This window comes from Pseudoalteromonas sp. CNC9-20 (genome assembly GCF_022347875.1).
GTDB classification, from domain to species: domain Bacteria; phylum Pseudomonadota; class Gammaproteobacteria; order Enterobacterales; family Alteromonadaceae; genus Pseudoalteromonas; species Pseudoalteromonas ruthenica.
The window spans coordinates 167235-180768 of record NZ_JAKRFS010000004.1; the positions used below are offsets into that span (position 1 = coordinate 167235).

Annotated in this window: 13 protein-coding genes; 12 read left to right on the forward strand and 1 reads right to left on the reverse strand. The window is 48.5% G+C overall.

Annotation, left to right across the window (positions count from 1 at the left end; all coding sequences use genetic code 11):
- Nucleotides 1-23: 23 nt before the first annotated feature.
- On the reverse strand, nt 24-1193 hold the full coding sequence (queG, locus tag MHM89_RS11095) for a tRNA epoxyqueuosine(34) reductase QueG (RefSeq protein ID WP_239408791.1): 1170 nt from the start codon (nt 1191-1193) through the stop codon (nt 24-26).
- Between the two features lie 11 nt (nt 1194-1204).
- On the opposite strand from queG, the gene MHM89_RS11100 reads away from it, so the two are divergent.
- From MHM89_RS11100 to MHM89_RS11155, 12 genes are all read left to right on the forward strand, one after another.
- The gene (locus tag MHM89_RS11100) at nt 1205-2692 is read left to right on the forward strand and encodes an NAD(P)H-hydrate dehydratase (protein WP_239408792.1); all 1488 of its coding nucleotides are present in this window, start codon (nt 1205-1207) and stop codon (nt 2690-2692) included.
- Nucleotides 2693-2698: 6 nt separating this feature from the next.
- Nucleotides 2699-3169: a tRNA (adenosine(37)-N6)-threonylcarbamoyltransferase complex ATPase subunit type 1 TsaE gene (gene tsaE / locus MHM89_RS11105; RefSeq protein WP_239408793.1), complete on the forward strand. Its 471-nt coding sequence runs from the start codon at nt 2699-2701 to the stop codon at nt 3167-3169.
- The gene (locus tag MHM89_RS11110) at nt 3162-4502 is read left to right on the forward strand and encodes an N-acetylmuramoyl-L-alanine amidase (RefSeq protein WP_239408794.1); all 1341 of its coding nucleotides are present in this window, start codon (nt 3162-3164) and stop codon (nt 4500-4502) included. The genes tsaE and MHM89_RS11110 overlap by 8 nt, the downstream gene beginning before the upstream one ends.
- 9 nt (nt 4503-4511) lie before the next feature.
- Nucleotides 4512-6326, forward strand: coding sequence for a DNA mismatch repair endonuclease MutL (gene mutL, locus MHM89_RS11115; protein WP_239408795.1), 1815 nt, complete (start codon nt 4512-4514; stop codon nt 6324-6326).
- Between the two features lie 5 nt (nt 6327-6331).
- Nucleotides 6332-7249 carry a tRNA (adenosine(37)-N6)-dimethylallyltransferase MiaA gene (gene miaA, locus MHM89_RS11120; RefSeq protein WP_026111202.1) on the forward strand — a complete coding sequence of 306 codons (918 nt, stop codon included), beginning with the start codon at nt 6332-6334 and terminating at the stop codon, nt 7247-7249.
- Between the two features lie 78 nt (nt 7250-7327).
- Nucleotides 7328-7588 carry an RNA chaperone Hfq gene (gene hfq / locus MHM89_RS11125; RefSeq protein WP_022945614.1) on the forward strand — a complete coding sequence of 87 codons (261 nt, stop codon included), beginning with the start codon at nt 7328-7330 and terminating at the stop codon, nt 7586-7588.
- Nucleotides 7589-7607: 19 nt separating this feature from the next.
- Nucleotides 7608-8891, forward strand: a complete 1284-nt coding sequence (gene hflX / locus MHM89_RS11130; RefSeq protein ID WP_022945615.1) for a ribosome rescue GTPase HflX — start codon at nt 7608-7610, stop codon at nt 8889-8891.
- 147 nt (nt 8892-9038) lie between these two features.
- Complete coding sequence (gene hflK / locus MHM89_RS11135; RefSeq protein WP_022945616.1) at nt 9039-10217, forward strand: FtsH protease activity modulator HflK; 1179 nt, start codon at nt 9039-9041, stop codon at nt 10215-10217.
- A 2-nt stretch (nt 10218-10219) separates the two neighbouring features.
- Nucleotides 10220-11098 (forward strand): protease modulator HflC, encoded by an 879-nt coding sequence (gene hflC, locus MHM89_RS11140; RefSeq protein WP_022945617.1) that lies wholly within the window; start codon nt 10220-10222, stop codon nt 11096-11098.
- Nucleotides 11099-11166: 68 nt separating this feature from the next.
- Nucleotides 11167-11361, forward strand: coding sequence for a DUF2065 domain-containing protein (locus MHM89_RS11145; protein WP_045979187.1), 195 nt, complete (start codon nt 11167-11169; stop codon nt 11359-11361).
- Between the two features lie 114 nt (nt 11362-11475).
- Nucleotides 11476-12792 (forward strand): adenylosuccinate synthase, encoded by a 1317-nt coding sequence (locus tag MHM89_RS11150; RefSeq protein ID WP_022945619.1) that lies wholly within the window; start codon nt 11476-11478, stop codon nt 12790-12792.
- Nucleotides 12793-12924: 132 nt separating this feature from the next.
- Nucleotides 12925-13530: a tetratricopeptide repeat protein gene (locus tag MHM89_RS11155; RefSeq protein WP_235045749.1), complete on the forward strand. Its 606-nt coding sequence runs from the start codon at nt 12925-12927 to the stop codon at nt 13528-13530.
- Nucleotides 13531-13534 lie beyond the last annotated feature (4 nt).

Genomic DNA, 13534 nt, shown 5'->3' on the forward strand with positions numbered 1-13534 from the left:
GGTAAAAAGAGAGCGCTCTGAGATTACTCTGCGTCTCTGGGAAGCCCTTTTTGTACGGCGCGGATCAATCGCTGAGTTTTCTTTGTATGTGCCGTGACTGTCATGCTCAGTGCCTCACGCTTTTGTTGTTGCTGCGCGAGTGCCCAATAAATATGCTCTGCAACCAAGTCACTAGCCCCGTTTAACCTAGCCATTAACGCCTCTACAATAGCGCTATCGTAGGGCGCGTTACCCAAGGCAATGGCAATATTACGAAGCCAGCGTTGGTGGCCAATACGGCGGATGGGGCTGCCTTCGGTATTAGTTAAAAACGTCTCTTCATCCCAGCCAAATAGCGTCAATAGTGGCTGATCTTTAAGCTGGGCGCGGGCATGGAAGTCTGACTCTGCGGTGATCTCTCCATAACGGTTCCACGGGCAAATTAACTGGCAGTCGTCACAGCCATAAATACGATTGCCCATCGCTGTTCGGTATTGCTCAGGAATAGCGCCTTTAAGCTCAATGGTTAAATAGGAAATACATTTTCGCGCATCAATCACATAGGGCTCAACGATAGCCCCTGTGGGGCACATGGTCATGCACGCTACGCAACTGCCGCACTCTCCTTGGGAGGCTTGTCGGATGTCAGGGTCATCAACTGGCAGTGGAATATCCACAAACAGCTCCCCGAGGAAAAACCATGACCCCGCTTGTTTGTCTATCAATAAGCTATGCTTTCCGGTAAAGCCTAAGCCAGCCTTAGCCGCAAGTTGGCGCTCAAGCACCGGCGCGGAGTCAACAAAAGGACGAAACCCCAAACCTTCAGCAACTTGTGCAATACGCTGGCCGAGCTTTTTTATACGGTTACGCATCAGCTTGTGATAATCGCGGCCCAGAGCATAACGGCTGATATAGGCCAACTGAGGATTTTTCAGGGTGCGGGCAAAGCCCGCGTCTGGGGGTAAATAGTGCATCTTTAACGCGATGACACGCTGGGTACCCGGTACCAGTTCGTCTGGCCGGGAGCGCTTGGTGCCATGCTCGGCCATAAAGTTCATTTCGCCATGATAGCCAAGCTCAAGCCAACGTTGTAATTGTGCTTCATGAGCACTGAGATCTATGTCACAAATAGCCGCATCGGCAAAGCCAAGCTCGCTCGCCCATTGCTTAATTTGCTGTGCTAGTTCAGGATAATTAATGGTGTTATTCGGCAAAAGTGAAAACCATGGATAGTCATTACAGTACTAATTTACCACAGCTGGTATTTACTCCCCAACAATTGCAGCAATATGAAGCTGCGGCTGCCAAGCACAGCGGAGTGAGTATGCAGGAGCTAATGCACCGAGCGGGTAGCACCGTGGCTCATTGGATACAACAACACTACGACGAAAAAAAACGCGTTATTGTGCTTAGTGGAGGCGGTAACAACGCCGGTGATGGCTTTGTGGTCGCCACTGAATTACGCCAACAAGGGTACGATGTTAAGGTATGGCCGTTGGTCGCTGTGCATACTCTTAAGGGAGATGCCGCAACCATGTATGAGCGCTTTAAACAAAGCGGTGGGGAGTGTGTTCAAGACGCAAGTCTACATCATTATCATATAGTGGTGGATGCTATCTTTGGCATTGGCCTTAATCGTGCTTTGCCGGAACCTATTGCTGATGTATTGGCAAAAGTAAATGCCGCTAAGGTGATGCGTATCGCCATTGACGTCCCCAGCGGGGTCGATGCCCACAGTGCGCAGGTACATAATAATGCCTTTAATGCCCACCATACACTGACGTTTATTGCCCTAAAGCAGGGTCTATTGAGCGGTCGTGCTAAAACTCAATGTGGTCACTTATGGTTTGCGCCATTGGCAATAGAGCAGGCTTTTTACCGCCAATGTAGTGCAGTGGCTTGCTTGAATGATCATGCATCAATGATGCGCAAGCGGCCAGTTCGAGACCAAGGCAGTCACAAGAATAATGCCGGTCATGTCTTAGTTGTCGCGGGGGGGCTAGGAATGGCGGGTGCAGCGCGATTAGCCAGTGAAGCGGCACTACGAACAGGGGCCGGTTTGGTGAGTGTGGCTACCCATCCAGATAATGTGCAAACCATAAGCCAAGGTTGCTATGAGCTTATGGTTCACGGGGTAACAACTGTTCAGCAACTCACAGCATTATTGGAAAAAGCCAACGTCGTCGTTATTGGGCCTGGATTAGGGCAATGTCAGTGGGCGCAACAGATGCTCAGCACGGTTCTTGGCTATGAACACAAACGATTAAAAGTGCTGGATGCGGATGCATTAAACCTATTGGCACAGCATCCACAGCGACTCACTGATTGTGTTTTGACGCCGCACCCCAAAGAGGCTGCGCGATTATTGCAAAGCTCCGTTACTGAGGTGGAAGCCAATCGCTTTGCCAAGGTGCAGGAGTTGGCGCGTTCATTCCAAGCAACAGTGCTGTTGAAAGGTCCGGGTACACTCATTTGTAGCGCTGATAAATTAACAATTAACAGCAGTGGCAGTAACGCACTAGCGAGTGGCGGCATGGGTGATGTATTATCTGGTATAATTGGCGCGTTGCTAGCGCAGGGCGTTAGCCCACATGACAGTGCCTGTGTGGGAGCTTATGTACACGGCTTAGCGGCCCAGCAAGCAAGCAGTGAGGGCAGCAAAGGGTTGCTCGCCAGTGATTTATTTCCAGTAATACGAGCTTTAATAGGGTAAGCAATAATGACCATGCGGTTTGACCAATATTTAGCGGATGAGCAAGCAACCGTCGCATTCGGAGCACAACTAGCTCCACTTATCGTAAACGGTGCGGTGATCTATATGTACGGTGACTTAGGGGCGGGGAAAACCACGCTCACTCGTGGAATCGTGCAAGGGCTGGGTCATAAAGGTAAGGTTAAGAGTCCAACTTATACCTTAGTTGAACCTTATGAGCTAGCGCAGGTCAAAGTATATCATTTTGATTTATATCGATTAGCTGACCCAGAAGAGCTCGAATTCATGGGCATTCGGGATTATTTCGATAACCGCGCGGTGTGTATTTTGGAGTGGCCTAGTAAAGGTGAGGGGGTAATTCCTCGCGCTGATTTAGAAATCACGCTAGAGTATACAGGGGAAGCGCGTGAGATCAGTATCGACGCAAAATCTGAGCGTGGCGCTGATGTAGTAACAAAGTTAAAAGGCAATGCTTAAAATAATCATAACCGCAAGCAAGGCAACCTTGTGCGCCATGTTGCTCGTATGGGCAACAGTGGCGGCAGCTAAAAACACCATAGAAAACGTGCGTGTATGGCCATCACCCGATAGCACGCGGGTGGTGTTTGATATGCAAGAAAAGCCAGACTTCAGCTATTTCATGCTGAAGAATCCATTACGCCTAGTCGTTGATATCAATAATACTGCGCACCGTAAAGACTACCCAGCAATTGAAAAGAAGCACCAAATTGTTGATAAAATCCGTCCTAGCACGCCGAAAAAGTCGGGTTCTACTCGAGTGGTGTTTGAGTTACTCAAAGCCACTAAGCCGGTTATTTTTTCTTTGGCTCCTACTGGGCCGTATAAAGACCGATTAGTCATTGACCTTTACGATAAAAGTGACGGTCAACAAGCCCAAAACATACCAAAAAATAGAGTATTAGAAACCAATCGTGACATTGTTATCGCGATCGATGCGGGTCACGGCGGTGAAGACCCCGGCTCTATTGGCCCAAGCGGCACCTATGAGAAAGACATCACTTTGGAAGTAGCTAAACGCTTAGAGCGATTGATTAATGCCGAACGGGGCATGCAAGCCTACATGGTGCGCAGCGGAGATTATTACGTCAAACTCAATAACCGCAGCACCAAAGCGCGCAAACGCAAAGCTGACTTTTTAGTGTCAATCCACGCTGATGCCTTTACCAGCCCGCAGCCGCGAGGAGCGTCGGTGTGGGTGTTGTCTCTGCGCCGGGCTAATTCAGAAATAGGTAAATGGATTGAGGATAGGGAAAAACACTCTGAATTACTTGGGGGTGCTGCGGATGCCATTCGCGACACGGCCAGCGAAAAGTATTTAGCGCAGACGCTACTCGACATGTCCATGGATCACTCTATGAAAACCGGCTTTAAAGTGGCTGAAGAGGCCATCAAAGAATTACGAAAAGTGGCGAAAATGCATAAACGCTATCCGCAAGCGGCGAGTTTAGCAGTACTGAAATCGCCAGATATTCCCTCTATCTTGGTGGAAACTGGGTTTATATCCAACCCTCAAGAAGAGCGGTTGCTGAAAACAGCGGCGCACCAAGAAAAACTAGCTAAGGCGGTGTTCAGATCAATTCGTGGTTATTACCGTAATAACCCCCCTGATGACTCGCTGTTTGCAACGATCAAGGCGCAAAACCCAACACGACATAAGATTCGTCGCGGTGAGTCGTTAAGTGTCGTGGCGAGTCGTTATGGCGTCTCTGTCGGGGCTATTAAACGCGTCAATAAGCTAAAAACAGACACAGTCTACATTGGCCAAGTGTTAACCATTCCTAATACCTAACGAGCGTATATGAGTATAGCGATATTACCGGCGCGATTAGCTAACCAAATCGCTGCCGGTGAAGTAGTTGAGCGTCCCGCTTCTGTCGTGAAAGAGTTGGTTGAAAACAGCTTAGATGCGGGAGCGACACGTATTCGCGTTGATATTGAACGCGGCGGCCATAAACTGATCCGCATTACCGACAATGGTTCGGGTATAGTCAAAGATGAGCTCACCCTCGCGCTTTCACGCCATGCTACCAGTAAATTAAAAACACTGGATGATTTAGAATGTATTAACTCCTTAGGCTTTCGTGGCGAGGCACTCGCCTCCATAAGCTCGGTATCGCGACTAACGTTAAAGTCCAAGCCTGCCCAGCAAAATGAAGCTTGGCAAGCCTTTGCTGAGGGACGCGATATGGCCGTGCAGGTGCAGCCAACAGCGCATCCTGATGGCACCACCATTGAAGTTAAAGACTTATTTTTCAACACCCCCGCACGGCGCAAATTCTTACGAACCGAAAAAACTGAGTTCAACCATATTGATGAGCTGCTAAAGCGCATTGCCTTAAGCCGCTTCGATATTGCCATTACCTTAACCCACAACGCTAAAGTAGTGCGCCAATATCGGCCAGTGTCGGCGGACGACGTGGGTGCAGTAAAGCGTATTGCTCAGGTCGCGGGCAAAGGCTTTGCCAGCCAGGGAATGCATTTACAAAGTGGTGACCAAGGGCTGTATTTGCATGGCTGGATTATGCCTCAGCACACGCAGACAGAGCCGCAGTATACCTATGTTAATGGCCGCATGATGCGCGACAAATTGATTTTACACGCTATTCGTCAAGCCTTTGAAGAACATACCCAACAAGCGCAAGTGCCGGCATTTGTACTTTACCTAGAAGTCGACCCCCGCCAGGTTGATGTTAACGTGCATCCGGCCAAGCATGAGGTGCGTTTTCATCAGGCGCGATTAGTCCATGACTTTATTTTACAGGCGGTGCAACAGCTGGTGGCCAATGAGCAAACACTAATACCGCAACCCTCGATACCACCCGCAACCGCTGCTCACAGTGACAGTCCTGCTTACCCCAAATCGCAATTGCGTCCTAGTCCTGATAATCAGCAATCGGGGCAGTTTATGGGAACGGCCAGTCGCCCTGGTTCAAGCTATCGAGATTCAGCGCCAGCGAGCACGCGAGCGCACCCTGTTGATGCCCAACGTATTGCTCAAGCGAATCAGTTTTATCAAGGGATCAGTGAAGTACAGGCTTATGAGTTTAATCATGTAGCTGAGTCAGCCCCTGCGGTGCATGTAGCCGCTGAGAGTGTGTCACTCTTGCCCTTAACGGATGGCCACTGTGCAGTGAGTGTGCAAGGGCAGTTACACCTTAGCCACTGGCGTCAGGTGTTACCGCTGGCTTGGCAGCAGCAACTCGAAGCTGAAGCGCAGCTAAGTAGTCGCGCATTGTTGTTACCTGTGCGTGTGGCCTTGCAAGATAAGGAGTTGGCGTGTTTGCAAGGACTGCAATCCTGGCTCTCGGTGTTAGGGTTCGATATCCAGCTTGAAAAACAATTTGCCATGGTAAAGCGTCTACCCAGCAGCTTATATGCCAGCGATGCCAAGCGAGTGATTGAGCAGATACTCAGCGCGCAGTTGACGGCTGAGAGTTCACAGCAGGATTTTCTCACGTGGCTTGCGGCATCTACGCCGAGCAATTATTTCAATGGTAATGACTTTGCAACTTGGCAGACACAGTTACAGAATACTCCAGAAATTGTTCAGCAATTACAGCAAAAAGCCGTTAAAATAGAGCTATCTCAATACGTCAGTCAATTAAGTGTTTAAGCCTTGTGAGTTCATTGCCCGTTATCTGTTTAATGGGGCCTACCGCCTCAGGAAAAACCGCCTTAGCCATTGATTTATGCCAACACTTCGATACCGAAGTGATCAGCGTCGATTCCGCCTTGGTGTATAAAGGGATGGACATCGGCACCGCCAAACCTGATGCGCAAGAACGTGCGTTGGCACCCCATCGACTTATTGACATTGTTGACCCGGCACAGAGCTACTCCATGGCTGACTTTCGCCGCGACGCTCTAGCGCACATCGAACAGCTACATAATCAAGGCAAAGTACCCTTGTTAGTAGGTGGTACTATGATGTATTTCAAAGGCTTACTCGAAGGGCTATCGCCACTACCTGAAGCTGATGCAGGCATTCGAGCTGCCCTCGAAGCCGAAGCAAAAGAGCATGGATGGCCGGCGTTACATCAGCAGTTACAACAAGTGGACCCGCAGGCGGCTGCGAAAATTAACGCCAATGATTCACAGCGAATTAATCGCGCCTTAGAGGTATACCGTATCAGCGGTAAGAGTATGACTGAACTGCAACAAACGAAGGCACAATCCTTAGGGTTTCCAGTTCATCAATTTGCTATTGCGCCAAGCGATCGTCGCGTTTTGCACCAGCGTATAGAGAAAAGATTCCAAATAATGCTCGAGCAGGGGTTTGAAAACGAAGTTTTGTCCCTATATAACAGGAAGGATTTGCACCCGGATCTGCCTTCTATTCGTTGCGTAGGGTATAGACAAATGTGGGATTACATCGCGGGTGAAATTGATTATGATGAAATGGTTTTTCGTGGAGTAGCTGCTACGCGTCAGTTGGCGAAAAGGCAGTTAACCTGGCTTCGAGGTTGGCAGAACCTAACGTGGCTTGAAAGCGGGGACCAAGAAAACTTGCAACGTATAGTAAGTTCGCTAAGCTAGTATTATTGGGACGTTTTTTTCTTTAGAGTCAGTCCTGAACTAGATACATAATAACACCTAAAACGAAGGAAAATAACAATGGCAAAAGGCCAATCGTTACAAGACCCATTTTTGAATGCGCTACGTCGTGAGCGTATTCCTGTTTCAATTTTTTTAGTCAACGGCATAAAACTGCAAGGCAAGATTCAGTCTTTCGACCAATTTGTCATTTTGTTAGAGAACACTGTAAATCAGATGGTGTATAAGCACGCAATTTCCACTGTTGTGCCAGCCCGAGCAGTGAATTTTCATGGTGCGCAAGGACTCGACGCACCGGAGTCAGAAGAAGGGAATTATTAAATCAGTAGGAGCATAATGCTTGTTTGACCGTTATGAAGCCGGCGAACAGGCAGTCTTAGTTCACATCGAATTTCCCCATGAAGGCGATAGAGAAGATCTTCATGAGTTGGAAATGTTGGTATCTTCTGCAGGTGTTAGCAGTCTGGCGGTTGTGCAAGGCAGTCGCCAGGCACCACACCCGAAGCTTTTCGTCGGCACGGGGAAGGCAGAAGAGATAGCTGAGATTGTCAAATCCCACAACGCAGATGTCATTATATTCAACCACGAATTAAGCCCATCACAAGAGCGCAACTTGGAAAAGTTGTGTCAATGTCGTGTGCTCGACAGAACTGCCCTTATCCTTGATATTTTTGCTCAGCGCGCCCGCACCCACGAGGGTAAATTACAAGTTGAATTGGCGCAGCTACGGCATATCTCCACCCGTTTAATACGTGGTTGGACGCACTTAGAAAGACAAAAGGGCGGTATTGGCTTACGCGGCCCTGGTGAGACGCAACTTGAGACCGATAGACGGCTGTTACGAGGGCGCATTAAAAGTATTTTAAAACGTTTAGATAAGGTCGCTAAGCAGCGCGAGCAGGGTCGTCGTGCACGTAACCGCAACGAAATCCCGAGTGTCTCTCTGGTTGGCTACACTAACGCTGGGAAATCAACGCTATTCAACCGCATTACCGAGTCTGAGGTATATGCTGCGGATCAATTGTTCGCGACCTTAGACCCAACACTTAGAAAGCTTGAAGTGCCAGACATCGGTAGTGTTATTTTGGCCGATACCGTAGGTTTTATCCGCCACTTACCGCATGACTTAGTCGCGGCATTTAAAGCGACGCTGACCGAGACTCGTGAAGCCGATTTACAGCTCCATGTAATCGATGCGGCAGACTCGCGTCGTAAAGAGAATATAGAGCAGGTGCAAGAAGTACTAGAAGAGATTGAGGCGAACGAAATACCGCAGCTACTCATCTACAATAAGATTGACCAGCTTGAAGACGTTGAGGCGCGCATTGACCGCGATGATGAAGGCAAACCGATGCGAGTTTGGCTATCGGCGCAGCAAGGTCAAGGAATGGAGCTACTGAAGCAGGCTATTAGTGAGTTGCTCGCGAAGCAAATGCTTAATGCCGACTTGCGTGTGCCCCCCTCACAAGGGCGGCTGCGCGGCGCGTTATACAATCTCAATAGCATTAGCTCAGAGGACTTCGATGAGCAAGGAAACTGGCTGCTTAGCGTTAACGTACCAATGAGTGAATGGAATAAATTGAAAAAGGAAATTGGTGAACAAATTGATGGCTACCTTACGTAGTGCATGAAAATGCGCTAAAGTAGCGACAACCATGATTTTCTTGCGTCAACTTGGGGGCATAAATCTGTCGACTAAGTATGACAACAACGGTAATGCTGCGATAGCATTACCCCTAGCAACAAACATTGATAACTATGGAGTATGGCTATGGCCTGGAACGAGCCGGGTAACAATGGCAACGACAAAGATCCTTGGAACAATAAAGGTGGTCGTGACCAAGGACCGCCAGATTTAGATGAAGTACTGAAAAAGTACAGCGATAAGTTTGGTGGCTTGTTTGGTGGTAAAAAAGGGGGCGGTAACAATAAAAACGGCGGTTTAGGCGGCGTTGGATTGCTTATCGTGCTTGTAATTGCTGCGATCATCTGGGGCCTAAGTGGCTTCTACACCGTTAAAGAAGCCGAGCGAGGTGTGGTGCTACAATTTGGTAAGTTTGACCGTATTGCGCAGCCCGGTTTACGCTGGAAAGCGACCTTTATCGAGCGTGTTATCCCTGTTGATATTGAAGCAGTGCGTTCGTTGTCTGCTTCCGGCTTTATGCTCACCGAAGATGAAAACGTCGTGAGCGTTGAGTTTGAAGTGCAGTACCGTGTGGTTGACCCTTATCTTTACAAGTACAGTGTAACTGACGCTGATCACAGCCTGCAGCAGGCGTTGGACAGTGCTCTACGTTATGTTGTGGGCCACTCGCAAATGGACCAGGTACTCACTACAGGTCGTGAAATTGTGCGTCAAAACACCTGGGATGAGCTTAACGACATTATCGAACCATATAACCTTGGCCTGATAGTGACCGACGTGAACTTTAAAGACTCACGCCCACCTGCTGAAGTAAAAGATGCGTTCGATGATGCTATCGCTGCGCAAGAGGATGAAGAGCGCTTTATCCGCGAAGCTGAGGCGTATGCCCGTGAAATTGAGCCACGTGCCCGTGGTCAAGTAACGCGTATGACCCAAGAAGCTGAAGGTTACCGTGAACGCGTTACCCTGGAAGCACAAGGTGAGGTGGCTCGTTTTGAAAAGCTATTGCCTGAGTATGCAGCAGCGAAAGATGTGACCCGCCAACGCTTGTATCTAGAGACTATGGAGCAAGTACTAGGCAGCAGCACGAAGGTGCTTGTTGATGTCGAAGGTGGCAACAACATGATGTATCTACCGCTGGACAAACTGCTAGATAAGCATCAGTCAGGGCAAAAAATCACCTTGCCTAGCGCTAATAGCATTCAAGACTTACGCAACAAGTTAGGTGCCAATGCATCGCGTAACAGCCAAGTAAATTCTGGCAATGATCGTTTCTCTAAAGACCGCTTTAACGGAGGAAGATAGCAGTGAGAAATTTTAGTATAATCCTCATTATTGCTGCAGTAGTACTTTCGTTTTCTTCGGTGTTTGTAGTACCAGAAGGGCAGCGCGCTATTGTGTTGTTATTCTCTAAAGTACAAAAAGACGATACCGACAACGCTGTGGTGTATGAGCCAGGCTTGCACTTTAAGGTGCCTTTCGTGGCGCAAGTGCGTAAGCTCGATGCGCGTATTCAAACCCTAGACGGAACTCCGGATCGCTTCGTAACCAGTGAGAAAAAAGATCTTATCGTTGATTCTTACGTGAAGTGGCGAGTACAAAACTTCAGTGATTTTTACCTACGTACCCGTGGCGATAAAAATTACGCTGAAACGTTACTAAAGCAAAAAGTAAACAATGGCCTTCGTACCAACTTTGGTGCGCGTACTATCAAAGAAATTGTTTCTGGTGAGCGTAGTGAGTTAATGGAAGAAGCCTTGGTTCAAGCCTCTGAAAGTGCGCGCGAGCTCGGAATTGAAGTCCTCGACGTACGGGTTAAACAAATTAACCTACCAGACGAGGTGAGTAATTCTATTTACCAACGTATGCGTGCTGAGCGTACCGCTGTAGCGAAAGAGCACCGCTCTGAAGGTCAAGAAAAAGCGGAAGAAATCCGTGCGTCAGTGGACCGTCGGGTGACGGTTATGCTCGCCGATGCTGAGCGTAATGCGCGTTCTGTACGTGGTCAGGGTGATGCACAGGCGGCAAAAATCTACGCCAACGCTTATAACAAAGACCCTGAGTTTTTTGGTTTCTTGCGTAGCTTAGATGCATACAAGAAAACCTTTAAAAACAAGCAAGACGTGATGGTGATTGAGCCTGATGGTGAATTCTTCAAGTACATGAAGAACGCAGAACCACAGTAATCTCGTCATAGTCAGTAATAGCCCCGAGAGCCATCGCCTCGGGGCTTTTTTGTCACTGAGAGAGTCTAATGAGCTGGCAATTGTTAGTAAGCGCCTTTGCGCTTATGCTTATTTTCGAAGGGCTAGGCCCAGCACTGTTTCCAAAAAAGTGGCGTGCATACATGGCGCAGCTAGCGAGCAGTGATGAACGCACCTTGAAAGTGGTGGGTATCATCTTAATCCTTACTGGCGCGCTTGTGTTCCACCTTATTAACCTCGTCTAGCTTGCTGAGCTAGCAATGAATTTTCTATTAGCGGAAAAAATAACCAAAACGGGGTGATCTGCCCCCGGCTTTTCTGATAAAATCTGCGCCTAATTTTTTCTAAGTGAATTTGCAATGGGTAAAAACGTCGTTGTACTAGGCACCCAGTGGGGTGACGAGGGGAAAGGAAAGGTCGTAGACCTCCTTACAGATAAAGCATCTTTAGTGGTCCGTTATCAAGGTGGGCACAATGCTGGTCACACTTTGGTGATCGATGGCGAGAAAACAGTTCTACACCTGATCCCGTCGGGTGTGCTACGTGACAACGTAAAATGTGTTATCGGTAATGGCGTAGTTCTGGCCCCCGACGCATTGATGAAAGAAATTACCATGCTTGAAGAGCGTGGCGTACCGGTGCGTGAGCGTCTGCTTATCTCTGAAGCGTGTCCGCTTATTCTGCCCTATCACGTTGAGCTTGATATGGCACGTGAAAAGGCGCGTGGCGCTAAAGCCATTGGTACCACAGGCCGTGGTATTGGTCCTGCGTATGAAGACAAGGTTGCACGCCGTGGTCTTCGTGTTGGTGACTTGTTCAACCCTGAGCAGTTTGCCAATAAGTTGCGCGAAATTCTTGAGTACCACAACTTCACTTTAGAAAACTACTACAAAGTTGAGCCAGTCGACTTCCAAAAGACGTTTGATGATGCCATGGCTGTGGCGGATATCCTTAAATCGATGGTCGTTGATGTGACTGAGCTATTGGATCAGACCCGTGAAAAAGGCGACAACATCCTGTTCGAAGGTGCACAAGGCACGTTGCTGGATATCGACCACGGTACATACCCATATGTTACTTCATCTAACACCACCGCCGGTGGGGTGGCGACAGGGGCAGGTTTTGGCCCGCTGAACCTAGATTATGTGTTGGGTATTGTTAAAGCTTACACTACGCGTGTGGGTTCAGGTCCATTCCCAACAGAGCTTTATGATGGCGTTGATAAGCAAGACCCAGTGGGTAAACACCTTGGCGAAAAAGGCCACGAGTTTGGTGCTACGACCGGCCGTTTGCGCCGTACAGGTTGGTTTGATGCTGTGGCTATGCGCCGTGCGGTACAAATCAATAGCATCTCAGGCTTTTGTATGACCAAACTCGACGTACTTGATGGCCTCGAAACTATTAAGATTTGTACTGGTTATCAGCTTGAAGACGGCACTGTTACTAACGTTACACCGCTTGCTGCTGAAGGCTACGAAAAAGTAACGCCAGTGTATGAAGAAATGCCAGGCTGGAGCGATAACACCTTCGGTGTTACTCGTGTTGAAGACTTGCCTAAAGCGGCAATCGACTATATCAAGCGTGTTGAAGAAATCACCGGTGTTCCGGTTGATATTATTTCAACCGGCCCAGATCGTGTTGAAACCATGATTGTGCGCAACCCATTTGCTGAATAAGCGTAGGGTGTGGAAAAAAGCTGCTGCGGCAGCTTTTTTTGTGCCTGTATATACCAATTTTGGCACTGGTTTTGCTATAAATTGATGAGAGAGTTGATTCGTCAAAGGAGCGTCATGCGCCATTTGTTAACCATGTTATTACTGACCAGTGTGCTCAGCACCACAGCTCATGCGGCAGAGCCGTTAGAGGCCGTACAGCTGTATACACAGGATGAGTTGGTTAAATTAATACGAAAAAACGCCCATTTAAAGCGGGTGCAGGATGATGATTGCCAACTTGTGCAAGATATTGCCGCGCGCGCGAGTAAAATGAAGTTGCCCAGTTATCAGTTCCTCTACGGTGATATGCTCGCTTACAATGTGTGCGTTGAACGAGATGTGGACTTAGGTGTTTACTACATGCGCCAAGCCGCTGAGCAAGGCTTAGCCGAGGCGTTAGAGCAGTTGGGACGCTACTATGATATTGGCCGCTTAGTTCAGGCCGATAAAGCCATGGCTATCGTGTATTTGCGTGAAGCTGCTGCACAAGGTAACCTGCCAGCGCAAATGCGTTTGGTAAAGCTGTTTAATCAAGGCTACGGCAGTCCACGCGACTATGAAGATGCTTATCGCTGGCTGTTTCATACCCAAGTTGCAGATCGCAACCTACACAAGAAAATTGGTGCGCAGTTAAGTAAATTGGCGCAAAAAATGCCCGATAGCGTGGTTGCACGGGCACGATTACCCGTTGATCAATAAAGTT

What these genes read in the sequence shown, in the direction of transcription:
- mutL (WP_239408795.1), top strand. Translation starts at nt 4,512, where the DNA reads ATGAGTATAGCGATATTACCGGCGCGATTAGCTAACCAAATCGCTGCC.
- MHM89_RS11155 (WP_235045749.1), top strand. Translation starts at nt 12,925, where the DNA reads ATGTTATTACTGACCAGTGTGCTCAGCACCACAGCTCATGCGGCAGAG.
- tsaE (WP_239408793.1), top strand. Translation starts at nt 2,699, where the DNA reads ATGACCATGCGGTTTGACCAATATTTAGCGGATGAGCAAGCAACCGTC.
- MHM89_RS11145 (WP_045979187.1), top strand. Translation starts at nt 11,167, where the DNA reads ATGAGCTGGCAATTGTTAGTAAGCGCCTTTGCGCTTATGCTTATTTTC.
- MHM89_RS11110 (WP_239408794.1), top strand. Translation starts at nt 3,162, where the DNA reads ATGCTTAAAATAATCATAACCGCAAGCAAGGCAACCTTGTGCGCCATG.
- MHM89_RS11150 (WP_022945619.1), top strand. Translation starts at nt 11,476, where the DNA reads ATGGGTAAAAACGTCGTTGTACTAGGCACCCAGTGGGGTGACGAGGGG.
- hflK (WP_022945616.1), top strand. Translation starts at nt 9,039, where the DNA reads ATGGCCTGGAACGAGCCGGGTAACAATGGCAACGACAAAGATCCTTGG.
- MHM89_RS11100 (WP_239408792.1), top strand. Translation starts at nt 1,205, where the DNA reads ATGGATAGTCATTACAGTACTAATTTACCACAGCTGGTATTTACTCCC.
- hfq (WP_022945614.1), top strand. Translation starts at nt 7,328, where the DNA reads ATGGCAAAAGGCCAATCGTTACAAGACCCATTTTTGAATGCGCTACGT.